General features: G+C 64.4%; 18 protein-coding genes and 1 tRNA gene. 7 read left to right on the forward strand and 12 right to left on the reverse strand.

All coding sequences use genetic code 11. The annotated features are described in order from the left end of the window. Window positions 1–38: 38 nt before the first annotated feature. Both L1F06_RS01235 and L1F06_RS01240 read left to right on the forward strand, forming a co-directional pair. Window positions 39–959 carry a choline ABC transporter substrate-binding protein gene (locus L1F06_RS01235; RefSeq protein ID WP_129483301.1) on the forward strand — a complete coding sequence of 307 codons (921 nt, stop codon included), beginning with the start codon at window positions 39–41 and terminating at the stop codon, window positions 957–959. A gap of 115 nt (window positions 960–1,074) precedes the next feature. After that, the gene (locus L1F06_RS01240; RefSeq protein ID WP_096824939.1) at window positions 1,075–2,646 is read left to right on the forward strand and encodes a SulP family inorganic anion transporter; all 1,572 of its coding nucleotides are present in this window, start codon (window positions 1,075–1,077) and stop codon (window positions 2,644–2,646) included. A gap of 26 nt (window positions 2,647–2,672) precedes the next feature. Here the strand turns inward: L1F06_RS01240 and L1F06_RS01245 are convergent, their stop codons facing one another. Next, window positions 2,673–3,026 (reverse strand): YkgJ family cysteine cluster protein, encoded by a 354-nt coding sequence (locus L1F06_RS01245; RefSeq protein WP_003242280.1) that lies wholly within the window; start codon window positions 3,024–3,026, stop codon window positions 2,673–2,675. A gap of 236 nt (window positions 3,027–3,262) precedes the next feature. On the opposite strand from L1F06_RS01245, the gene L1F06_RS01250 reads away from it, so the two are divergent. Beyond that, window positions 3,263–4,576, forward strand: coding sequence for an NAD(P)/FAD-dependent oxidoreductase (locus tag L1F06_RS01250; RefSeq protein ID WP_129483302.1), 1,314 nt, complete (start codon window positions 3,263–3,265; stop codon window positions 4,574–4,576). 11 nt (window positions 4,577–4,587) lie between these two features. Here the strand turns inward: L1F06_RS01250 and L1F06_RS01255 are convergent, their stop codons facing one another. Continuing rightward, window positions 4,588–4,806 (reverse strand): DUF1127 domain-containing protein, encoded by a 219-nt coding sequence (locus tag L1F06_RS01255; protein WP_011920543.1) that lies wholly within the window; start codon window positions 4,804–4,806, stop codon window positions 4,588–4,590. Window positions 4,807–4,967: 161 nt separating this feature from the next. Between L1F06_RS01255 and L1F06_RS01260 the strand changes: the two genes are divergently transcribed. Continuing rightward, window positions 4,968–6,389, forward strand: a complete 1,422-nt coding sequence (locus tag L1F06_RS01260; RefSeq protein ID WP_129483303.1) for an aminotransferase-like domain-containing protein — start codon at window positions 4,968–4,970, stop codon at window positions 6,387–6,389. Here the strand turns inward: L1F06_RS01260 and L1F06_RS01265 are convergent, their stop codons facing one another. The 3 genes from L1F06_RS01265 to L1F06_RS01275 all read right to left on the reverse strand — a co-directional run bounded on the left by L1F06_RS01265 (window position 6,390) and on the right by L1F06_RS01275 (window position 10,373). Further along, entirely contained in the window at window positions 6,390–7,343 is a 954-nt protein-coding gene (locus L1F06_RS01265) for an OmpA family protein (RefSeq protein WP_129483304.1), read from the reverse strand. A gap of 87 nt (window positions 7,344–7,430) precedes the next feature. Then, window positions 7,431–8,579, reverse strand: coding sequence for an MFS transporter (locus L1F06_RS01270; RefSeq protein ID WP_129483305.1), 1,149 nt, complete (start codon window positions 8,577–8,579; stop codon window positions 7,431–7,433). A gap of 300 nt (window positions 8,580–8,879) precedes the next feature. Then, entirely contained in the window at window positions 8,880–10,373 is a 1,494-nt protein-coding gene (locus L1F06_RS01275; protein ID WP_129483306.1) for an aldehyde dehydrogenase, read from the reverse strand. Between the two features lie 252 nt (window positions 10,374–10,625). On the opposite strand from L1F06_RS01275, the gene L1F06_RS01280 reads away from it, so the two are divergent. Then, window positions 10,626–10,985: a cupin domain-containing protein gene (locus tag L1F06_RS01280; protein WP_003242293.1), complete on the forward strand. Its 360-nt coding sequence runs from the start codon at window positions 10,626–10,628 to the stop codon at window positions 10,983–10,985. A 74-nt stretch (window positions 10,986–11,059) separates the two neighbouring features. Here L1F06_RS01280 and L1F06_RS01285 read toward each other — a convergent pair whose 3' ends face one another. From L1F06_RS01285 to gabD, 5 genes are all read right to left on the reverse strand, one after another. Next, complete coding sequence (locus L1F06_RS01285; protein WP_129483307.1) at window positions 11,060–12,196, reverse strand: MFS transporter; 1,137 nt, start codon at window positions 12,194–12,196, stop codon at window positions 11,060–11,062. After that, window positions 12,193–12,720, reverse strand: coding sequence for a TetR/AcrR family transcriptional regulator (locus tag L1F06_RS01290; protein ID WP_011920539.1), 528 nt, complete (start codon window positions 12,718–12,720; stop codon window positions 12,193–12,195). The genes L1F06_RS01285 and L1F06_RS01290 overlap by 4 nt, the downstream gene beginning before the upstream one ends. 92 nt (window positions 12,721–12,812) lie before the next feature. Then, window positions 12,813–14,498, reverse strand: a complete 1,686-nt coding sequence (locus L1F06_RS01295; protein WP_129483322.1) for an HrpF/NolX family T3SS translocon protein — start codon at window positions 14,496–14,498, stop codon at window positions 12,813–12,815. Between the two features lie 263 nt (window positions 14,499–14,761). Continuing rightward, window positions 14,762–16,042: a 4-aminobutyrate--2-oxoglutarate transaminase gene (gabT, locus tag L1F06_RS01300; protein ID WP_003242299.1), complete on the reverse strand. Its 1,281-nt coding sequence runs from the start codon at window positions 16,040–16,042 to the stop codon at window positions 14,762–14,764. A gap of 139 nt (window positions 16,043–16,181) precedes the next feature. Further along, window positions 16,182–17,633, reverse strand: coding sequence for an NADP-dependent succinate-semialdehyde dehydrogenase (gene gabD, locus L1F06_RS01305; RefSeq protein ID WP_129483308.1), 1,452 nt, complete (start codon window positions 17,631–17,633; stop codon window positions 16,182–16,184). Window positions 17,634–18,082: 449 nt separating this feature from the next. On the opposite strand from gabD, the gene L1F06_RS01310 reads away from it, so the two are divergent. Both L1F06_RS01310 and L1F06_RS01315 read left to right on the forward strand, forming a co-directional pair. Next, window positions 18,083–18,159, forward strand: a tRNA-Arg gene (locus L1F06_RS01310). A gap of 499 nt (window positions 18,160–18,658) precedes the next feature. Next, a complete protein-coding gene (locus L1F06_RS01315; protein WP_129483309.1) occupies window positions 18,659–20,188 on the forward strand; it encodes a glycosyltransferase family 9 protein in 1,530 nt (509 codons plus the stop codon). Here the strand turns inward: L1F06_RS01315 and L1F06_RS01320 are convergent. After that, on the reverse strand, window positions 20,143–20,943 hold the full coding sequence (locus L1F06_RS01320; protein ID WP_043105837.1) for a glycosyltransferase: 801 nt from the start codon (window positions 20,941–20,943) through the stop codon (window positions 20,143–20,145). The two genes, L1F06_RS01315 and L1F06_RS01320, sit on opposite strands and share 46 nt — an antisense overlap. Beyond that, window positions 20,940–22,064 carry a hypothetical protein gene (locus tag L1F06_RS01325; RefSeq protein WP_129483323.1) on the reverse strand — a complete coding sequence of 375 codons (1,125 nt, stop codon included), beginning with the start codon at window positions 22,062–22,064 and terminating at the stop codon, window positions 20,940–20,942. The genes L1F06_RS01320 and L1F06_RS01325 overlap by 4 nt, the downstream gene beginning before the upstream one ends. Window positions 22,065–22,066: the final 2 nt, after the last annotated feature.

Here is a 22,066-nt window from a genome sequence, read left to right on the forward strand (position 1 = left end):
ACTGCCTCCCACTACTATCAGAACAAAGGAGATACGCCATGAACCGAATCAACGCACTGTTGCTGGCCGGGGCGCTGTCCGCCAGCGCCAACGTCTGGGCTGAGGACGCGGCCTGCGCCACGGTCAAGCTGGGCGATCCGGGCTGGAGCGACATCGCTGTGACCAACGGCATCGCCAGCTTCCTGCTCGAAGGCCTCGGCTACCAGACGCAGAGCCAGACCCTGGCGGTGCCGATCATCTACGCCGGGCTGCAGAAGGGTCAGCTCGACGTGTTCCTCGGCAATTGGATGCCGGCGCAGCAGAGCAACTACGACAAGTTCGTCGCCAGCGGCGAGGTGGACCAACTGGCGCAGAACCTCGACGGCACCGAGTACACCCTGGCGGTGCCGACCTATGCCTACGAGGCCGGGGTGAAGACCTTCGCCGACCTCGACAAGCACGCCGACAAGTTCGGCAAAAAGCTCTACGGCATCGCCTCCGGCTCGCCGGCCAACGAATCGATCAAGCAGATGATCGCCGCCGACGAGTTCGGCCTGGGCGACTGGCAACTGGTGGAGTCCAGCGAGCAGGCGATGCTGGTGCAGGTCGGCCGCGCGGTCAAACGCGAGCAGTTCGTGGTGTTCCTCGGCTGGACCCCGCACCCGATGAACGTGCAGTACGACATGAAATACCTGCGCGGCGGCGAGAAGTATTTCGGCGACAGCGGCCAGGTCAACACCCTGGCGCGCAAGGGCTATGCCCAGCAGTGCCCCAATGCCGGCAAGCTGCTCGCCAACCTCAAATTCACCCAGGAGATGGAGAACAGCATCATGGATCGGGTGCTCAGCAAGCAGGCCAGCAACGCCCAGGCGATCAAGGACTGGCTGCAGGCCAACCCGCAGGTGCTCGATGCCTGGCTGGACGGGGTCACCACCCGCGACGGCGGCGACGGCCTGGCCGCGGTCAAGGCGCGGCTTTGAAATAGCCGGGGCAATTGCGTAGGGTGGGACGCAGCGCGTAGCCCGGATGCGATTCGGCGCTACGCTAGGCTCCCGCTAACTGCCCGAATCGAATCCAACCTGCCTGGCCCCAACGATGCCGCTACCCGACCTGCAGACCCTGTTGCCCTTCCTGCGCTGGCTGCCCGGCACCAGTCGCAAGACCCTCGGCAACGATCTGCTGGTCGGCCTCACTGGCGCGGTGCTGGCCCTGCCGCAGTCGCTGGCCTACGCGCTGATCGCCGGCCTGCCGGCCGAGTACGGCCTGTACGCGGCCATAGTGCCGGTGATCGTCGCCTGCCTGTGGGGCTCATCCTGGCACCTGATCTGCGGGCCGACGGCGGCCATCTCCATCGTCCTGTTCACCAGCGTCAGCCCGCTGGCCAAGGCCGGCAGCGAGCAGTTCATCGCCCTGGTGCTGCTGCTGACCTTCCTCGCCGGGCTGTTCCAGTGGCTGCTCGGCCTGCTGCGCTTCGGCGCCCTGGTCAACTTCGTCTCGCAATCGGTGGTGCTCGGCTTCACCCTGGGCGCGGCGCTGGTCATCGCCATCGGCCAGATTCCCAATCTGCTGCGGGTGGAGATCGTCAGCCAGGCCACCGCCCTGGCCAGCCTGCTGCAGATCGGTCAGCACCTGAACGACGTGCACTGGCCAAGCCTGGCCCTGGCCGCCTTCACCCTGCTGCTCTGCCTGGCGGTACGGCGCCTGTGGCCGAAGGCGCCGGCGTTGCTGGTCGGCCTGGTCGCCGGCAGCGCGCTGGTGTGGCTGCTGCCGGAACGCCTGGTCGGCGGCATCGCCCTGGTCAGCGCCTTCGAAGGCGGCCTGCCGCCCTTCACGCCGCTGCAGTTCGACCTCAACAGCCTGCTGCAGCTGCTTCCGGCGGCGGTGGCCTGCGGCATGCTCGGGCTGGTCACCAGCCTGTCCATCGCCCGCGCTCTGGCGGTCAAATCGCACCAGTTCCTCGATGCCAATCAGGAAGTGCGCGCCCAGGGGCTGTCGAACATGCTCGGGCCCTGGTTCGCCGGTTCGCTGTCGGCCGGCTCCTTCACCCGCTCGGCGCTCAACCTGCAGGCCGGCGCGCGTACGCCGCTGGCCGGGGTGTTCTCGGCGTTGCTGGTGGCGCTGTTCGCCCTGTTCGGCGCCGCGCTGCTGGCGCATATTCCGCTGCCGGTGATGGCCGCCGGCATCCTGCTGATCTGCTGGGGCCTGGTCGATCTGGCGGCGATCCGCGCCCTGCGCCGCGTCAGCCGCGCCGAGTTCGCGGTGATGCTGCTGACGCTGCTGGCCACCCTTCTGCTGGAGTTGCAGACGGCGATCTACGCCGGGGTGCTGGCCTCGCTGTTCTTCTACCTCAAGCGCACCTCACAACCGCGCGTGCGCCTGTGGCAGGACGGCGACGACGAGGTGCTGCGCATCGAGGGCTCGATCTTCTTCGGCGCCTGCCACTACATCCAGCAGCTGCTGCAGCGCAGCCGCGGCCAGCGCCTGGTGATCGACGCGCGGCATATCAACTTCATCGACTACGCCGGGGTGGAAATGCTGCACCAGGAGGCACGCCGCCTGCTGGCCGGACAGCGCAGCCTGGTGTTGCGCCAGGCCCGGCCGCAGGTGGTGGAGGAGATTCTCAAGCTCGAAGGCGCCGAGCGCTGCCCGGTGCAGTTCGAGGATTGAGCGAGAGGGGCGCGGTGCGCTCGGTGCTACACCAACCGCTGCCGCGTGGTGGCGATCAGGCGGTGCACCTGACGCTCCACCGCCGGCTCGATCGGCTGCTCCGGCCCACGCCCATGCGGGCAGGGCAGGTTCGGCGTGGTGCCGAACAGCCGGCAGATCAGCGGGCGCTGGTCATACACCTCGCAGCCGTTCGCTCCCAGATGTACGCAGTTGTACTCGGCCAGCGCCGCGTCGTGCTCGGCATCGCTTTTGACTGGCAGACGCGCCAGCTCCTCGGACGAAGCGGTGACCGGCCCACAGCAGTCGTGGCAGCCGGGCACGCAGTCGAAACGTGGGATCTGCCGGCGCAGGTGGTCGATCTTGCGGTCGGTGCAGCTCATGTTCGGACGCCTTGGGTAACGATGCCGACAGTCTACTGCGCGACGGTGATGCACGGGCAACGTAGCCCGGATGCAATCCGGAAGCTGTTGGGCGAGCGCGGAGCCTGACGCAGGTGTCTACCTCTCGCGACGCACCCTGCTGAGAGCGCTTTTTTCCCCTCCACCCCTTGGCGGCGAACGGATTCCGCGCTTATGCTGCGTTGAATTTTCCACACACAAAAATCAGGATTTCGCACATGAACGCCCGCGTTCACCAGCCCGTCCATGGACCGCAGCACGCCGCCTCCTATTACGCCGCCAGCGTCAATCGCCAGTTGGCCTACCCGCCGCTGGGCGGCGAGTTGCAGGTGGATGTGTGCGTGGTCGGTGGCGGCTTCAGCGGCCTGAACACCGCCATCGAGCTGGCGCAGAAGGGCCTGTCGGTGGCGCTGCTGGAGGCGCGCAAGATCGGCTGGGGCGCCAGCGGGCGTAACGGCGGACAGCTGATCCGCGGCGTCGGCCATGGCGTCGAGCAGTTCGAGTCGTTGGTCGGCAAGGACGGCGTGCGTCAGTTCAAGCTGATGGGCCTGGAAGCGGTGGAAATCGTGCGCAGCCGCGTGGCGCAGTTCCAGATCGACTGCGACCTGACCTGGGGCTATTGCGACCTGGCCAACAAGCCGTCTCATATGCAAGGTTTCGCCGAGGACAAGGCGGAGCTGGAAAGCCTCGGCTACCGCCACGAGCTTCGCCTGGTGCCGAAGGAGCGCATCCATGAGGTGGTCGGCTCGGACAACTATCACGGCGCCATGATCGACATGGGCTCGGGCCATCTGCACCCGCTCAACCTCGCCCTGGGCGAAGCGGCTGCCGCCCAGTCACTGGGGGTGCGGCTGTTCGAGGACTCGCCGGTGACCCGCATCGACTACGGCCCCGAGGTTCGCGTGCACACCGCCCACGGCCGGGTACGGGCCAGGCATCTGGTGCTGGCCTGCAACGCCTACATCAACGGCCTCAACCCGCACCTGAGCGGCAAGGTGCTGCCCGCCGGCAGCTACGTGATTGCCACCGAGCCGCTGTCCGAGGAGCAGGCCCGGCAGTTGATCCCGCAGAACATGGCGCTGTGCGACCAGCGCGTGACGGTGGACTACTACCGCCTCTCGGCCGACCGTCGTCTGCTGTTCGGCGGCGCCTGTCATTACTCCGGGCGCGACCCGGCGGACATCGCCGCCTACATGCAGCCGAAGATGCTCAAGGTCTTCCCGCAACTGCAGGGCGTGCGCATCGACTACCAGTGGGGCGGCATGATCGGCATCGGCGCCAACCGCCTGCCGCAGATCGGCCGCCTCGAGGATCAGCCCAACGTGTTCCACGCCCAGGCCTACTCGGGGCATGGCCTCAACGCCACGCACCTGGCCGGCAAGCTGCTCGCCGAAGCCATCGCCGGGCAGGAAAGCCGTGGCTTCGATCTGTTCGCTCAGGTGCCGCACATGACCTTCCCTGGCGGCCGCTACCTGCGCTCGCCGCTGCTGGCGCTCGGCATGCTCTGGCACCGACTCAAGGAAGTGCTGTAGCGGTTACGCGCTCATAGCTGCCAGAACGGCAGACGTGCCTCGCGCTCGGCCTGGGCGCGGGTCAGGCCGACATCGGCCAGAGCCTGATCGCTCAGACGCAGCAGCGCCCGACGGGTGCGCAGGCGCCGCCAGAAGCTCGGCCAGTCGCGACCGAAGCTGCGGGGCTGGCAGGGCCGCACAGTCCGGGCACTGCCGCCCGCCACACCGGCCATTTCATCGAAGGTACGCATGGCGCCGTCCTCCTGGTTCGCTCATGGGAGACCAGAATGCGCCTGCAAGAAAAACCATGACAGATTCAAATAACCTCTATTAAATCCGTACAGATACGACGTATCTGCATCTGAATTGTCGCTTTCGCTGCAATCTGTACTGGTTCACACCGAGGTGCCCCATGACGCTCTACCTGAACCTCGCCGAGGAACTGGCCGCCCGCATCGAGCAGGGGCTGTTCCGTCCCGGTGAACGTCTGCCTTCGGTGCGAACCCTGAGCCAGGAGCACGGGGTCAGTCTCAGCACCGTACAGCAGGCCTACCGCCAGCTGGAGGATCAGGGCCTGGCCACGCCACGGCCGAAGTCCGGCTATTTCGTCAACCAGCTGCGCCAGCAGCCGGAGCTGCCGCAGATCAGCCGCGCGCCGCAACGCCCGGTGGAGGTCTCGCAGTGGGAGCAGGTGCTGGAGCTGGTCAGCGAGCCGCCCAGCAGCGACGTGCTGCAGCTCAGCCGGGGCATTCCCGACATCGACGTGCCCACGCTCAAGCCGCTGCTGCGCAGCCTGTCGCGCCTGAGCCGACGGCAGAGCCTGCGTGAGCTGAGCTACGGCGCAGTCGAGGGGGAGATCAGCCTGCGCCAGGAAGTCGCCCGCCTGACGCTGGACTCCGGCTGCCAGCTGGCCGCCGAGGACATCGTCATCACCACCGGCTGTCATGAGGCGCTGTCGGCGGCGCTGCGCGCCATCTGCCAGCCCGGCGACATCGTCGCGGTGGACTCGCCGAGCTTCCACGGGGTGATGCAGGCGCTCAAGGGCTTCGGCATGAAGGCCCTGGAACTGCCCACCGACCCGCTTACCGGAATCAGCCTGGAAGCGCTGGAGATGGCCCTGGAGCAGTGGCCGATCAAGGCCATCCAGCTCACCCCCAGCTGCAACAACCCGCTCGGTTACGTGATGCCGGAAGCCAACAAGCGCGCCCTGCTGGCGCTGGCGCAGCGCTTCGACGTGGCGATCATCGAGGACGACATCTACGGCGACCTCGCCTATCACTACCCGCGCCCGCGCAGCATCAAGTCGTTCGACGAGGACGGCCGCGTGCTGCTGTGCAGCTCCTTCTCCAAGACCCTGGCGCCCGGCCTGCGCATCGGCTGGATCGCCCCCGGCCGCTACCTGCAGCAGGTGCTGCACATGAAGTACATGGGCACGGGGATGAGCGCCCAGCTGCCGCAGCTGGCGATCGCCGAATTCATTCGCGACGGCCTGTACCAGCCGCACCTGCGCCAGATGCGCAAGCAGTACGCCCGCGGCCGCGAACAGATGACCGGTTGGGTCAGCCGCTACTTTCCGCCGGGTACTCGGGTCAGCCAGCCGCAGGGCGGCTTCATGCTCTGGGTGGAGATGCCGCAGGGCTTCGACAGCCTGCGCCTCAATCGCCGCCTGGCCGCATCCAAGCTGCAGGTGGCGCCCGGCAGCATCTTTTCCGCAGCGGGCAAGTACCGCAACTGCATCCGCCTGAACTTCGCCTGCAGCCATCAGCCGAGCATGGAGGCGGCGATTCGTCAGGTCGGCGAAACCGTTACCCAGCTGCTGGCCGAAGACGCCTGATCAGGGCAGGCGCTCCACCAGTTCCACCCGCCGGTTGAGCGCACGCCCGGCCTCGTCGCGGTTGCTCGCCACCGGCGCCGCCATGCCCACGCCCACCGCGCTCAGCCGCTGACGGGCGATACCGTGTTGGCTGACCAGGGCTTCGACGATCGACTGCGCCCGGCGCTGCGACAGGTCGCGGTTGTAATCCAGCGCACCCTGGGCGTCGGTATGCCCCACCACCAGCACCTGCAACTGCGCGCTGGCCTGCAGCAGCTTGGCGATCTCGGCCAGCTGCGGCTGCGAGTCGGCGCGCATGTCCGCCTTGTCGGTATCGAAATACAGGCCATACAACGCCACCCGCCCCTGAGCGTCCAGGCCACGCTGCAACTCGCCCGCCTCGACCAGCACCATGCGCTGCTCCATCGCCTTGCGCTCGAGCACGTCCAGCTGGATCAGGCTGCGGCCCTTGTTCGGCCCGCCGCCGGACTGATTGAGCACCACGTAGAGAGCGGCATACAGATCCCCCTCGGGGCGTGGCAGGCGGGCATACAGATAGCGCTGATCCTGGTGGTACTCGCGAAAGTGCATGTCCAGGGTGATGGCGTGGTTGAAGTTGCGCCCGCCGCAGTCCTCGCGTTCGCAACTGTAGAGCGTCTCGAAACCGGCCTCGCTCAGCGCCTGCTGGTAGTTGCGAAACACCTCCAGCGGCGTGCGCTCGGCCGGCGCGCGATAGCTCAGGCGGGTCAGCTTGCCTTCCAGCGTCTCGGTGGCGTCGAGGTTCTTCTGCAGGCCGCCATAGACGGTCGCCGGCGCTCTGAAGAAGCGCCAGTCGGTATAGGCCTGGGTCTGGTAGGCGTAGATTTCCGCCCCTTCGTAACGGGGGATGGCCGGGTGATCGGCGCTACCGGCCACGTCCGCCGCGGCCCCGGCCGCCCACAGCATTCCCAGGCACAGCCCAGCGATGATGCGCATGCTCGTTCTCCTTTGCGCGCCCGGCCATCGTCGACCGCTGACGTTCAGAAAAACTAGCCGGCAACGCCAGAGCGCGCCAGGCGTGCTTCAGCGCTCGGCCTGCGCCAGATCGGAGCCGAGCGAGCCGCGAAACGCCAGCACGATGAAACCGGCCGCACCGAGCGCCATCATCAGCGGCAGGGCGTGGCCGCTGACCCACTGGCTGACCGCGCCGGTAGCCAGCGGCCCGATCAGGCAACCGATGCCCCAGAGCTGGGCGACATGGGCATTGGCGCGCACCAGCTCATCGTCGCGATAGCGCTCGCCAATCAGGATCAGCGACAGGGTGAACAGACCGCCGGCGCTGGCGCCGAAGGCCACCAGCACGGGCCAGATCACCGGCGTGTGCAGCAGCACCGGGATCGCCAGGCTCGACGACAGCAGCACCACGCCGCAGGCGCGGAACAGGGTCTGCCGCGACATGCGGTCGGCCAGCCAGCCAATCGGCAGCTGCAGCGCCGCATCGCCGACCACCACCACGCTGACCATCAGTAGCGCCACCTCCTGGGTAAAGCCCTGGCGCAGGCCGTAGATCGGCAGCAGGGTGAGCATCATCGCCTCGAAGGCGGCGAACAGCACCACCGCCCAGGCGATCGCCGGCAGCTTGCGGCAGAATGCCGGCAGGCCACGGCCCGAGGCGCTGTGCGCATCGACGCGGGGCGCACCGCTGCGCCCGAGCAGCACCAGCGAGCCGCCAATCAGCAGGCCGACGCCCGTCCAGAAGCCGCTGTCGGTGGCGGTGCCGATGGCCGTCAGCAGCAGCGGGCCACTGAGCTGACTGAGCGCATAACCGGTGCCATACAGGGCCACCAGACGCCCCCGCCACTTCTCCACGGCCAGCTGGTTGATCCAGCTCTCGCCGAGGATGAACACCACGGTCAGGGCCACGCCGAGGAACAAACGCAGGACCACCCACACCGCGTAGTTCTGCACCAGCGCCAGCAACGCCACCGACAGCGCACCCAGCAGCAGGCACAGCTGCATCAGCCTGGTGGTGCCGACGCGTGCGGCCAGGCGCCCGGCCAGCGAGGCGCCGAGCAGCACCCCGACCGCCGGCGTGGCCGCCATCACGCCGATGGCGAAGGAGTCGTAGCCCCAGCTCTCCAGGCGCAGCGACACCAGCGGCATGGTCACGCCCAGCGCCAGACCGATGCTGATCACCGCGGCGCAGACTGCGAAATAGGTTCCCCAACGCATTGCCAGACTCCTTTATGTCGTGGCCCTGAAACAAATGACCATGCCCCTGCTCGGCAAGGACACTGGGTGGCGTGCGCTGCCTGCGCCAGCACCAGGTGACAAACGCTGGTGCGCGCGGCGCACCCTACGCTCCCGGACCATCGCGCACTCGTCGATGACAGCTGGCCTACACGGCATTGATCCATCGCCAAACAAAACGGCCGGACTTCCCCAAGGAAACCCGGCCGCAGGTGTGACTCATGACGAGTCGGCCCCGAAGGGCGGACCTTCAGGCGGCCAACGGCCGCCCGTGACGCAGCGTTACAGCTTGATCCAGGTGGACTTCAGCTCGGTGTACTTGTCGAACGCGTGCAGCGACTTGTCGCGGCCGTTGCCGGACTGCTTGAAGCCGCCGAACGGCGCGGTCATGTCACCGCCGTCGTACTGGTTGATCCACACGCTGCCGGCACGCAGGGCCTTGCCCACCAGGTGAGCGCGCGACAGATTGCTGGTCCACACCGCCGCGGCCAGGCCGTAGATGGTGTCGTTGGCAATGGCGATGGCCTCGTCCTGATTGTCGAAACCGATCACCGACAGCACCGGGCCGAAGATTTCCTCCTTGGCGATGCGCATGGCGTTGTTCACGCCGTCGAAGATGGTCGGCTCGACGTAGGTGCCGCCGGTCTCTTCCATCACTCGCTTGCCGCCGGCCACCAGCTTGGCGCCGTCGTCGTGGCCGGCCTGGATGTAGCTCAGCACGTTGTTCATCTGCGTGGTGTCGACCAGCGCACCGACATTGGTCGCCGGGTCCAGCGGGTTGCCCGGTTTCCAGGCCTTGAGCGCCTCGACCACCATGGGCACGAAGGTGTCCTTGATGGAATTCTCCACCAGCAGGCGCGAGCCGGCGGTGCAGACCTCGCCCTGGTTGAAGGCGATGGCGCTGGCGGCCGCCTCGGCAGCGGCCTTGAGGTCCGGCGCGTCGGCGAAGACGATGTTCGGGCTCTTGCCGCCGGCTTCCAGCCAGACGCGCTTCATGTTCGATTCGCCGGCATAGACCATCAGCTGCTTGGCGATCTTGGTCGAACCGGTGAACACCAGGGTGTCGACGTCCATGTGCAGGGCCAGGGCCTTGCCGACGGTGTGACCGAAACCCGGCAGCACGTTGAACACGCCGGCCGGAATGCCGGCCTCGATGGCCAACTGGGCGATGCGGATACCGGTCAGCGGCGACTTCTCGGAGGGCTTGAGGATGATGGAGTTGCCGGTGGCCAGCGCCGGGCCGAGCTTCCAGCAGGTCATCAGCAGCGGGAAGTTCCACGGCACGATGGCGGCGACCACGCCAACCGGCTCGCGGGTGACCAGGCCCAGCTCGTCATGAGCAGTGGCGGCGACTTCGTCGTAGATCTTGTCGATGGCCTCGCCGCTCCAGCGAATGGCGTTGGCGGCGCTGCTCACGTCGATGCTCAGCGAATCGCTGATCGGCTTGCCCATGTCCAGGGTTTCCAGCAGGGCCAGCTCCTCGCCGTGCTGCTCGATCAGCTCGGCGAAGCGGATCATCACCTTCTTGCGCTTGACCGGGGACAGGCGCGACCACACGCCGGACTCGAAGGTGGCGCGCGCATCCTTGACCGCCAGTTCGGCGTCGGCCTGGTCGCAGCTGGCCACCAGGCCGAGCAGACGACCGTCGACCGGGCTGATGCATTCGAAGGTCGCACCGGACTCTGCCGCGCGATATTCGCCGTGGACGAAGGCGCGGGTTTCGATGGTCAGGGTCTTGGCACGCTGTTCCCAGTCGGCACGGGTCAGGCTAGTCATTGCGGCATCCTCTCGGGTGAACGTGGCGCCTCGTCGAGGTGCGCACTGTAAATAATTCTGCAAGGCCGCCGGAGCGGTCGAATCCTGTGCGCCACACTAAACCAGAGGGCTGTGGCTTTTCAATATTTTTGACAGAGCCTGGCAAAACCCCTTGTATCGTTCGTTTTTTTAAACATAGACTGCGAACAGATTTTTCCTGCTGCGGCCTTCGGACCGCACTGTCGTCGCCACCGAACACCACGGAACCCTCAGATGAACATCGAGCAGATCGTCGACTTCGCCCAGGCCGCCACGGCCGCCGACCACTATCGCCCCGCCCCGGAGAAAGTGCTCAAGGGCGACCCCGAGCAGAGCGTGCGCAACCACTACGGCAGCCCCTGTGGCCAGTTCAGCAGCGGCATCTGGGAAGGCGCGGTGGGCCAGTGGACGGTGAACTACACCGAGCATGAATACTGCGAGATTCTCCAGGGTGTTTCCGTATTGCGCGATGCCGATGGCAACGCCAAGACCGTACGTGCCGGCGACCGCTTCGTCATCCCTGCCGGCTTCTCCGGTACCTGGGAGGTGCTGGAAGCCTGCCGCAAGGTCTATGTGATCTTCGAGCCCAAGTAAACGCCCCGGTTCCTGTTGCTTGTCACCCTTTGGCCCGCCTCGCGCGGGCCTTTTTCTGCGTGCGCGCTGACCATTCACGCACCTGGAGCACGGGCGCCGGCCGAACGCGCCAGGCCGCCGGCAAGCGCCAGCAGGGTGAAGACGATCACCGCATGATCCAGGGTCAGCCAGCTCAGCAGCAGACCGAAGGCCGGCGCGCCGAGCATCTGGCCGATGGCGATGCTGAGAAAGCTGATGGTCAGCCCGGTGGCCGGGCGCTCGGGTAGCGCGCACACGCCCCAGACCAGATAGACGCCGGTGAGCATGATGTACGCCGCGCCGAACAGCACGCCGCCAACCAGTGTCAGGGCCGGCTGGGTCCCCATGCCGACCAGAAGGATGGCCAAGGCCATCGCAGCCAGCGACAGGCGGTGCACCCAATCGATACCCAGCCTGCCGATCAGGCTGCCGGCGCCAGCGCCGGCGATGCCGGCAACGCCGATGACCACCCAGAGCAGGCCGGCCCCGGCACTGCCCCAGTCCAGGCGCTGCGCCAGGATCTGGCTGCCGAACGACCACAGCGCCGTACTGGCCGCGCCCATCAACAAGGACGCGACGATCAGTTGCCTGAGCATGGCATTGAGCGCGGGCCGACCGGGCGAAGGCTGCGCTCGCGGCCCGGCCGTACTCGGCACGCAGAAACTGGCCAGCACCGCCAGGACCAGCGCCGAGGCGGCGAACACGCCATAGGCCAGCCGCCACTCGGCACCGATCAGCAGCGCCACCGGCCCGGAGAGGATCACCCCGGCGCTGGTTCCGGAATTGATCAGGGTATTGGCCGCATCCTGCCGCTGCGGCTGCACGATGGCCGCCACGGCGGCGGCCATGGGGGGCGACACCAGCCCGGTGCTGATTCCGGCCAGCAGCACCGCTGCGGCCAGCCAGAGCGCCGAGGGTGCCAGGGCGATGCCGAGCATGCCCAGCGCGGCGATCAGCCCGGCAGCCATGGCCACGGCTCGCGCGCCGACCCGCTCGGTCAGCTGCGCGGCGACGACGATGGCGATGCAGTAACCCAGGAACGAGCCGCCGGCGATCAGGCCCCCCACGGCCGCCGGCAGGTCGAGCTCGGCATCGATCTGTGGCAGAAACAGCCCGAAGGCGAAGCGGGCGAAGCCGTAGCACACGCCGATCAGGCCGAACCCGGTAATGCCTAGGCGCAGCGCGGGGCTCAAGGTCGCACCTGCCGCAGCAGCAAGGTCGCAGCCCTGCGCGCCACCGCCACCGCCTCTACGCCACGGTAGCTGGCAGCGGCCGTGGCTCCCTCGAAGAGGATGACGATCTGCTCGACCAGCTCATCCTCGACGCCGGTGCCGAGTTGGCGCGTCAGCACCTGGTGAACCGCGTCGCTGAAACGCGCCTTGTAGGCGGCGACGGCTTCGCTGATCTCGCGTATCTGACCGCCGGTTTCGCCCTGCACGCGCAGAAACAGGCAGCCGCGTGCCCCTTCCTCGCGCAGCCAGCTCGCCAGTGCATCGAACAGCGCCTCGACGCTGTCTACCTCGAGACGCTGCAGGAAACGCTGCCCACGCGTCATCAGCACGGCCGCGATAAGCTCATTCTTGCTGCCGGCATGCTTGTACAGCGTGCGGCTCGACATGCCGGCAGCCTGCGCCAGCCGATCCATGCCGGTGGCGTTGAAACCGTATCGGCCGAACAGCTCTTCGGCCGTTGATATCAGCTTTGAATCGATATTCATGGAGGCAAGGTAAAACCATCGTTTTACCTCGTCAACCATAATATCTATTCAGGCCAACGGAATGCCAAGGCAACTTCCATGTCGGCCAGTCCTCAGCTTTGCGCCCACACGCGCGGCTCGTTGACATGCGGATTGGAGGCGACCCTGGGCGAGTTCTGGTTCATGGCATTGCTCAGGCCATCCTTGGCGAAGTCCCTGGCCTGATCTTTGGCGTAGTCTTTCAAGCCATCCTTGGTGCCCTGAATCGCGGCATCCTTGAACTCTCGTTTCGCGGTTTCCTTGACCGTGTCCTTGGCCACCTCCTTCACGGTGTGCTGGGCGGCCTGCTTGGCCGCCTCCTTCGCTACGGTAGTCGCGGCGACCCGTCCTGCAGTCGCGGCCAGGGTGGCGGCGCCAGCGCCCGGAATCAGCATCATCACGCCGGAGGCGACATAGCTGAAGATTTCCAGAAACTTGAAGATACCGCCGCCCTTTTCCTTTTTCTGATCGGGTTGGGTTTCCTGCCCCATGTGCATATCGTTCTGCGCCGCAAGCGCCGCGCCGGTGGCGGGCTTGGCGAGCTGCGGTGGGCCCGCGACCTCGTTACTGCCTTTCTGCAGGAAGGCATTCAGGTCGCCCTTGCTGATGTTGCGGTCATTGGCCTTGTTGAAGAAATTGCCGCCGGCACCATGCTTGGCGTTGTCGAGCATGGAGAACAGCATCGAATTGGGCTGGCTCAGCAGGTTGGCGGCATCGCGAACCTCCTGGCTGTTTTGCGGGTCGTTGGCGATCTTGGCCAGTTTGTCCGGCTTGATGCCGCCGCCCTTGAAGAAGATGTCCTGGTTGTTCTTGAGCGTCTCCAGCGCCTTGCTCTCCTGGGGTGAGAGCTTGATGTTCTCGGTCGCCAGGTCGCACAGGCGATCGCGGGAGATCTTCGCCGAGGGATCATCCTTGCCGCTGAATTGCTGCCATTTGTCCGGGTTCTGGACAAAGAACTTCGCTGCGGCCGCGACCTGCGGCGGGCACTTGCCCATCGACTGGGAACCATCGGCGATCTTGCCGAGGGTCTCCAGATTGAGTTTCTTGGGCAGGCTTTCCGAGTACAGATACAGCTCGCGCATTGCATCGTTCTCGGTCATCTCCCGCGCGGCAGAACCGGGCGCAGCGTCGGAAGGCACGTAGTTGTGGGTGTAGGTTTCCGCCTTGGCGTCGGCGTACTGCCTGATCAACGGGTGCTGCTGCAGTTTCTGCACGTCCTTGGCGCTGATCTTGCCGTCCGTGCTTCCGGTCTTCGCCTGATCCAGAGCTTCGTAGTACGCGGGGTTCTTCAGCACCGCATCCAGCGCCTTTTTCGCATCCGTCGGTGTGTTGGGGTCGTCGCGCAGCTTTTCCAGGCCTTCGCGATCACGCGGCTTCTTTAGCAGGTTCTCGTTGCGCCCAAGGACCGAGACCACTTCCTCGAAGGGCATCTCATCGCTGCTCTCCTTTGCCGCCTCCGCCGCCATATTGCGCTGGGTGGCCGGTTGCGAGGCCGACTGGACTTCAGTGGCGCTCGGCGCAAACAGCCTCAGCACCGCCTCTCTCAATGCCGCCAGCCCCTGACCGCGCAGGGTATCGCCGGCGGCAGCGGAGTGACTCGGCGTGGTCTGACTCTGACCTTGCGGCGCCCAAGAAACGCCACCGCCACCACAGGCAGATTGCCGCGGGTTCGCCGGTGCCTGGGGCTTTGCACACTCACGGGATGGCTCACGGCCGTCGAGCGCGGGAGGAATCGAATTCGAGAAACCTGAAACACGCATCGTCGTAATCCTTCGCTGGGTAGCCTGTTGCCGCTGAGTGGCGATCAGCCGCCTGCGGTTCCACGACAGGTGAGATCGGTCGCACATCACCGCTGAAAGTGCTTACGCGACCCAAACGAAAGACGAGTGCCAGTAGACCTAGGCAGAGATGACGAGGAAAGGACAGCCAGCGCGGCTGCAGAACGAGACACGGCCAGCTACGCGTAGCTGGCCGTGCAGGAGAACAGTGCGGACACGCCAGGGCGGCGTGCCCGCTATCGGGCTCAGGCCAGTTCGTCGAAGCACTCGGCGACGATGGCGATGCCTTTTTCCAGCTGCGCGTCCGGGATGGTAACGGGCATCAGGAAGCGGATGACGTTGTAGTAGGTGCCGCACGACAGCAGGATCAGGCCCTTCTCGCGCGCACGGGCGACGATCTTGCCCACCAGCTCGGCCGCCGGCTTGCTGTGGTCGCCGCCTTCGAACAGCTCGATGGCGACCATCGAACCCAGGCCACGTACGTCACCAATCACCTTGTGCTTCTCGGCGATGGTCTTGAGGCCGGCCTTGAGCTTCTCGCCCACGGCCTGGCTGCGCTCCAGCAGTTTCTCCTCGTCGAACACCTTGAGCACGGCCAGGGCCGCGGCGCAGGCGATCGGGCTGCCGGCGTAGGTGCCGCCCAGGCCACCGGGGGCGATCTTGTCCATGATCTCGGCCTTGCCGCACACGCCGGAGATCGGGAAGCCGCCGCCGACGGACTTGGCGAAGGTGGTCAGGTCCGGTACCACGCCCAGTTGTTCGGTGGCGAAGAAGGTGCCGGTACGGCCCGCGCCGGTCTGCACTTCGTCAGCGATCAGGAGGATGCCGTGCTGGTCGCACAGGGCGCGCAGGCGCTGCATGAAGGCCGGGGAGTTGACGTAGAAACCGCCCTCGCCCTGCACCGGCTCGATGATGATCGCGGCGATGTCCTGCGGCTGCGCGTCGTTCTTGAAGATGCGCTCGATGCTGGCGATGGACTCGTCCTCGCTCACGCCATGCAGCGGGCACGGTGCCTGGGCGCGGTACACGCCAGCGGGCATCAGGCCCATGCCGGCGGAGTACGGTACCACCTTGCCGGTCAGCGACAGGGTCATCATGGTGCGGCCGTGGTAGGCGCCGGTGAAGGCGATCACGCCGGCGCGGCCGGTGGCGGCGCGGGCGATCTTCACGGCGTTCTCGACGGCCTCGGAGCCGGAGGTGACCAGCAGGGTCTTCTTGGCGAAGTTGCCCGGCACGCGCTTGGCGATTTCTTCGCACAGCTCGATGTAGGGCTCGTAGGCCAGCACCTGGAAGCAGGTGTGCGACAGCTTGGTCAGCTGCTCCTGAACAGCGGCGACCACCTTCGGATGCAGGTGGCCGGTGTTCAGCACGGCGATACCGCCGGCGAAGTCGATGTACTCGCGGCCTTCGACGTCCCACACGGTGGCGTTCTCGGCGCGCTCGGCGACGATCGGGTGGATCTGGCCGACACCGCGCGGTACGGCGGCGGCACGGCGTTGCAGCAGGGATTCGTTGGTCTTGCTCATGGTGTCCTCATGGCCGTCCCCGGCGGGTGATCGATTCAGCATGCGATGATCGACTGAACCGGGCCGCAAGGGACTCAATAGGGTTACGACTTACAACCGGGGCGCCGCACGCTCTTTCGCACCTTGCCCCGTCTTGGCATCAGATGCCGCCCAGGCACATGTACTTGATCTCGAGATAGTCTTCGATCCCGTACTTGGAGCCTTCGCGGCCCAGGCCGGAAGCCTTCACGCCGCCGAACGGCGCGACTTCGTTGGAGATCAGGCCGGTGTTGATGCCCACCATGCCGTACTCCAGCGCCTCGGCCACGCGGAACACGCGGCCCAGGTCGCGGGCATAGAAGTAGGAGGCCAGGCCGAACTCGGTATCGTTGGCCATGGCGATCACCTCGGCCTCGTCCTTGAAGCGGAACAGCGGCGCCAGCGGGCCGAAGGTTTCTTCCTTGGCCACGGCAGCGGTTTTCGGCACGTCCACCAGAATGGTCGGTTCGAAGAAGGTGCCACCCAGGGCATGCGGCTTGCCGCCCAGGGCCAGCTTGGCGCCCTTGTTCACCGCATCGGCGATGTGCTCCTGCACCTTGGCCACGGCCTTCTCGTCGATCAGCGGGCCGGTGGTGGTGCCATCTTCCAGACCGTTGCCGATCTTCAGCTTGGATACAGCGGCGATCAGCTTCTCGGCGAAGGCGTCGTAGACGCCGTCCTGCACGTAGATACGGTTGGCGCAGACGCAGGTCTGGCCGTTGTTGCGGTACTTGGAGATCAGCGCGCCTTCGACGGCGGCATCCAGATCGGCGTCATCGAAGACGATGAACGGCGCGTTGCCGCCCAGCTCCAGCGACACCTTCTTGATGTCCTGGGCGCATTCGGCCATCAGCTGGCGACCGATCTCGGTCGAGCCGGTGAAGGACAGCTTGCGCACGATGGGGTTGCTGGTCAGCTCGCCACCCACTTCGCCGGCGCTGCCGGTGACCACGCTCAGCACACCTTTCGGGATGCCGGCGCGCTCGGCCAGCTCGACCAGGGCCAGGGCGGAGAACGGCGTCTGCGAAGCCGGCTTGATCACCATGGTGCAACCGGCGGCCAGTGCCGGGCCGGCCTTGCGGGTGATCATCGCGGCGGGGAAGTTCCACGGGGTGATGGCGGCGGTGACGCCGATCGGCTGCTTGATCACGATCAGGCGCTTGTCCGGCTGGTGACCGGGGATCACGTCGCCGTAGACGCGCTTGGCTTCCTCGGCGAACCACTCGATGAAGGAGGCGGCATAGGCGATCTCGCCCTTGGCTTCGGCCAGCGGCTTGCCCTGCTCCAGGGTCATCAGGCGACCGAGGTCATCCTGGTTCTCCATCAGCAACTCGAACCAGCGGCGCAGCTTGTTGGCGCGCTCCTTGGCAGTCAGTGCACGCCAGGCCGGCAGCGCCTTCTCGGCGGCCTCGATGGCACGGCGCGTCTCGGCACGGCCCATCTTCGGCACATGACCGATGATCTCACCGGTGGCCGGGTTGTTCACGGCGATGGTCTGACCGCTGTCGGAGTCCAGCCACTGGCCATCGATATAGGCCTGTTGGCGCAGCAGCTGGGGGTCTTTCAGTTGCATGGCAGTCTCCTTCAGTTCCGACACCCGGGCGTCGGCGTAAAGTCGTTGGAGTCACGGGCAGAACCCGCAAGGCTGGACAGCGAGCCGTGCGAGGGCCTGGTAATGGTTTCAGAGCCGTTGAACGTGCGGGGGTTCAGAATGACCGAACGCGCCGTTTGAAATCTCAAACGAATCCTAGGGTCGAAGGGGGCAAAGGGCAATAGCCTGTTCGAAAAAACAGACGAAAAATTCAGCGCCATGATGCACCGCTACAGGGGCCGTAGGGTTTTGCACGAGCGTTCAATATCGCGAACGCCCCTGAGCGTGGACGCCCAAGGCCGAGATGCGTATGATTGCGCCCCGCAACGCATCCGTAGCTCAGCTGGATAGAGTACTGCCCTCCGAAGGCAATACTCATCGAGTTGAGAAGGGTGTCAGCTAATGGTCAAATAGACCGCCGCAACATATACGCACCAGTAGCTCAGCTGGATAGAGTACCGCCCTCCGAAGGCGGGGGTCGTGGGTTCGAATCCCGCCTGGTGCGCCATATCTGATTGATTTATCAGGAATTCTATAAGAGTCGATAAATCAACCTGCTCTCATCCTAGTTGCGCTTTGAATTCAAACAGCCCTGCTTGAAGCGAAAAATGAGCACTGCCTGAACAGCTCGATTTAGGTTGATTTTCCGGCTGTGCCAATTCTGTGCCTAAACCGTGCCTCCAAGTCTGGCCCGCCCGTTCGGCGCATCAGAATTTTGAGTACTAGTCATAAGCTGGAGTCTAGGCTGCAACTCGTTACTGAGCTGAGAGCAACCACTTATTGCATGGCTACATTCGCTCGACTGGTAGAAGGCGAGTTGCCTTGTTCGCTGCTCCAGCAGCTCTGAGAGAAGTACGATAGCAAACGACCGACGTTCATATATGGCCAGGCAAGCCACCTCAAATGATACGGCCGCAGCCGGATCGAACCAAGCCTGTTTTGATAGGCAAGCTTTCGGCTCTGCTTTAGTGTCCACACCGTCCCGTGGAAAATTGAGCCTACATAAAATGTCATTCCTGCGAAACGCATCTAAAGCATGCATGCGTGTGGTGTTTCGCTTACTGGTCGATAGGTCGCTGCAGCCCAGGCCTACGAAAGGAAACCTGCACATTCTTATCCCTCGCTGGGATGCCAAGCTGGGCGACTCTATCGTTTCATCCTTCTTCTTTCGAGAGGCTCGCAAACTCAATGCCCGCGTGACCGTTCTGACGGTCGTAGAGCTTGCCCAGATGCACGCGCTGGACTTTGGTGTGGATCAGGTCGTGATCACGAACGCCAACCCCGGATTACTCGAACTTCGTCGCCTGGCGCAGCAGATTGGAAAGGTCGATGTCGTGGTGCATCTTGTAGGGAGAATCCAGCCTGCGGAGATCCTGTTTCTGCGATTGCTGCGCCCGGCCCGCGTGTACTCTCTCGATGACCGTTTACGCTGCGTCAATCGCAAGTTCGGTGAAACAACTGCCGGTCTCGACATGGCCGAGCGCTACCGACGCGTGCTTTTGGACTTGGGTGCATGCATGGTCGATAGGAAGTACATCATTCCCCTTCCTGACACGATGCCGAACGCCACCTCCGCCCCGAGAATCCTATTCAACCCCTACGCCAGCCGCCCAGATAAAAGCTTGGCCTTCGACCGATCCGTGAGTTTACTACACGCCGTCGCCGACGCTTATCCAGCCTGGTCTGTCGGCATCCTATGCAGCCCCGCGACCCGAGAGGATGCGCTGTGTATGGAAGTCGCGGCGGCTAGACGAAACGTGCGCGTCGTCCATGGGCTGGCATCCCCCAAGGATGCCGCCGGGTACATCCGCTGCGCACAGGTCGTGGTCAGTGTCGACACGGCAATCGTTCACTTGGCGGTCGGCCTAGAAACCAAGCTGGTGGCAATCTACCCAGCCATGGCTGAACAAGCCAACCCGTGGCTGCCCCCACCTTCTCCTTTGACTCGGGTCGTCTATAGCCAGCAACACACTGGTCAGATTCGGCGCACCGGCAAGAAGGACATGAATGCGTTCTCAATAGAGACTCTGTTGTACAACCTTCACGAGTTGTTGGCCACTACACCCGAAACTGAGCAACTCCATTCGCTCAGAGCGCGGATAGTGCCCGGTCTGGGCGTCGCGCAGGGAACCCTCGCTCGCCAGTTGCCACTGATCAGCAAGGACTTCCCCGAAGTCGCAGACTGTCACCCAGGGACCATAAACTTGGAGCTTGAATGTCCTCTCGAAGTGACGCAGCCCGACCATCGCACTGCTCCGCTCGCCTGGACTCCTAGCGGACGGACGACAGAAGTATTCGACCTGGTACGCATTGAGCTCGAGTTCGGTCCATTACCAACGCGCGTGCCCGCATGGTTGTACGTTGCCCACGCCTCCCCTCACCGCGGCACACCGACTGTTCATGAGGTGATAGCCCAGCAGTTAAACCTGAGCGAGGTCCGTGAATGTCAGATTCATCTGCGCGCAAGCGCTGTAACGCTGACACTCCCAGATCAACTAACGGCACCCATCAGCCGCTCGCTCTCTCCTAGCCAATAGCCACGATCAGCCTCTATGTGCAGGAACAATTTGGCCAGCAAGGTACCGCCAGAGAGAAACTCTTCAACAGACTCCATACGCTTGGCCGTGCGCCGAAAATAGGTGTTGTAGAGCTTGAGCATGGCTGCATCTCTCACAAGAAAATTTACAACGCTGACATCCCGGCGACGCATCACCTCACAGCTTGCGAAGTTGTACCGTGGATGATAGCCGGGGTCGACGACATCTCCGGCAATAGGCACCAACTCGTCAGCAAATTGCGCCACGATGTCCTTGATACGCCCAGGATTACCCCACTCATGGGCACCTCCTTCCAGTCCAGTAGCCAATGCGCGGGCAAGCAGGGGGTTTCCCGGTTGGGACGCGAAAATACATTCACTATGCCAATGCAGCTTATGACTGAGGCCTGCCGGAAACAGCGAGTTGGTTGGGTCGCGCAAGAACAGTGTGTCCGCATCCACCCACGCGCCTCCATATCGATGGACGAAGGCCATGCGGATGAAGTCGCTCTTGGCAACTATGGCCTCGACCCCCTCCGCCAGAGTAAATGGCAACGGTTCAAAGGCCCATGGCTTAGCAAGGATTCGAGGGTCGATCAAGTCCGGGACTGTCCGTGGTGTAAGCAATTGAAAGCGCTCACCCAGGGCTCTACGCATCGAGACCAATGCCAGCGCGACATAGGCTGGCATGACCTGCCCAGGGGCATTTTCCCAATAGCTCACATATCGAACGGGACCATGAAGGCAGCTGTTCACGGATGAGTCGCCCTGCCATTGGTACTTAACAACCCGGCATTTGTCAGGTACTCCCTCAGCAACACCAAGGAAGGAGCACATTGCGGCTGACCTAGAAACTCGTTACCCAAGGCAGACTTGTAGAGGCGCAGCCAGGTCAGCGCAGGCACCTTCGGCAGGAAGGTGGCGAGCGACTCTCGGTTTCCCTCCCCGAACAACAAGCGCAGGGTGCGCAGGATTGGTTGGTAGTCGCGCGCAGACAACAGCTCCGCAACGGTATCGTCCAGCCGTTGCTCGATCACCACACTATTCAGCCGATCCTCAACCGAGGCGTCGCCCAGCGCCACCCGAGGGTCGATCGCCACGGGATAGATTGCGCGGAACGACTTTGCACCGTTACGCATGGATTCATATAGCAGTTTGTCGGCAGTAGATCCGGTAACCAACACATCGTCGCCGAAGATCACATGCACACCGCTCCAACGATAGAAATTTTCAGCCGGAATGACATGGTCCTGGACCAGATTGACGCGCTCCCGCTCCTCGGTGCTGAGGCTGGCGTAGTCCTCGCAGGGCGGCGCAATCCTGGGCAGCTTGACGTTGATGATGGTCGGCAACGCCATATGCGCCAATTTGACGTTGACCTCCTCTACCACGATCTCATAGAGCACGTTCGCCGTGGACGGCACGTTGCGCCAACCAGTGGTCATCATCACCACGTTGTCACCACAGACCTTGGCGTTCTGGAACAGGTATGACCATTGCGAGTCTGGCCTATCCAGCTCGCCACTGAGGTAGTCGATCAGTTGTCTTGCGAGATACCGGATGTCATGCACACCGCCGTATTTTGCACGGCTGTAGATCCCAGCCAGCGCTGTGGCATCGCTGCCCGAGGCCATGTCGCGGAACAACCCCGACTCGGCAGGTGTAAGGCAGTGCAGGGCAGTACCGCCAAAAATCGAAACATACTCGGTCATGCTGATCAGGTCACGTGCAAACAGGTCGGCTGCGAAAGCGCGGAAACCAGTTTTCACATCATCAGCACAGGGCTGAGCGGAAGCCTGACGAAACATCGCCAACTGGACATCAGCCGGGCTATTAAGTACCTCGGACCATAGCGGAGAATTTCCGGAGGAAATCATGT

Source organism: Pseudomonas hydrolytica (genome assembly GCF_021495345.1).
In the GTDB taxonomy this organism is placed as follows: domain Bacteria; phylum Pseudomonadota; class Gammaproteobacteria; order Pseudomonadales; family Pseudomonadaceae; genus Aquipseudomonas; species Aquipseudomonas hydrolytica.

Excerpts from the sequence above, each read along its gene's own strand:
- L1F06_RS01235 (WP_129483301.1), top strand. The coding sequence starts at position 39 with ATGAACCGAATCAACGCACTGTTGCTGGCCGGGGCGCTGTCCGCCAGC.
- L1F06_RS01240 (WP_096824939.1), top strand. The coding sequence starts at position 1,075 with ATGCCGCTACCCGACCTGCAGACCCTGTTGCCCTTCCTGCGCTGGCTG.
- L1F06_RS01245 (WP_003242280.1), bottom strand. The coding sequence starts at position 3,026 with ATGAGCTGCACCGACCGCAAGATCGACCACCTGCGCCGGCAGATCCCA.
- L1F06_RS01250 (WP_129483302.1), top strand. The coding sequence starts at position 3,263 with ATGAACGCCCGCGTTCACCAGCCCGTCCATGGACCGCAGCACGCCGCC.
- L1F06_RS01255 (WP_011920543.1), bottom strand. The coding sequence starts at position 4,806 with ATGCGTACCTTCGATGAAATGGCCGGTGTGGCGGGCGGCAGTGCCCGG.
- L1F06_RS01260 (WP_129483303.1), top strand. The coding sequence starts at position 4,968 with ATGACGCTCTACCTGAACCTCGCCGAGGAACTGGCCGCCCGCATCGAG.
- L1F06_RS01265 (WP_129483304.1), bottom strand. The coding sequence starts at position 7,343 with ATGCGCATCATCGCTGGGCTGTGCCTGGGAATGCTGTGGGCGGCCGGG.
- L1F06_RS01270 (WP_129483305.1), bottom strand. The coding sequence starts at position 8,579 with ATGCGTTGGGGAACCTATTTCGCAGTCTGCGCCGCGGTGATCAGCATC.
- L1F06_RS01275 (WP_129483306.1), bottom strand. The coding sequence starts at position 10,373 with ATGACTAGCCTGACCCGTGCCGACTGGGAACAGCGTGCCAAGACCCTG.
- L1F06_RS01280 (WP_003242293.1), top strand. The coding sequence starts at position 10,626 with ATGAACATCGAGCAGATCGTCGACTTCGCCCAGGCCGCCACGGCCGCC.
- L1F06_RS01290 (WP_011920539.1), bottom strand. The coding sequence starts at position 12,720 with ATGAATATCGATTCAAAGCTGATATCAACGGCCGAAGAGCTGTTCGGC.
- L1F06_RS01295 (WP_129483322.1), bottom strand. The coding sequence starts at position 14,498 with ATGCGTGTTTCAGGTTTCTCGAATTCGATTCCTCCCGCGCTCGACGGC.
- gabT (WP_003242299.1), bottom strand. The coding sequence starts at position 16,042 with ATGAGCAAGACCAACGAATCCCTGCTGCAACGCCGTGCCGCCGCCGTA.
- gabD (WP_129483308.1), bottom strand. The coding sequence starts at position 17,633 with ATGCAACTGAAAGACCCCCAGCTGCTGCGCCAACAGGCCTATATCGAT.
- L1F06_RS01315 (WP_129483309.1), top strand. The coding sequence starts at position 18,659 with ATGTCATTCCTGCGAAACGCATCTAAAGCATGCATGCGTGTGGTGTTT.
- L1F06_RS01325 (WP_129483323.1), bottom strand. The coding sequence starts at position 22,064 with ATGATTTCCTCCGGAAATTCTCCGCTATGGTCCGAGGTACTTAATAGC.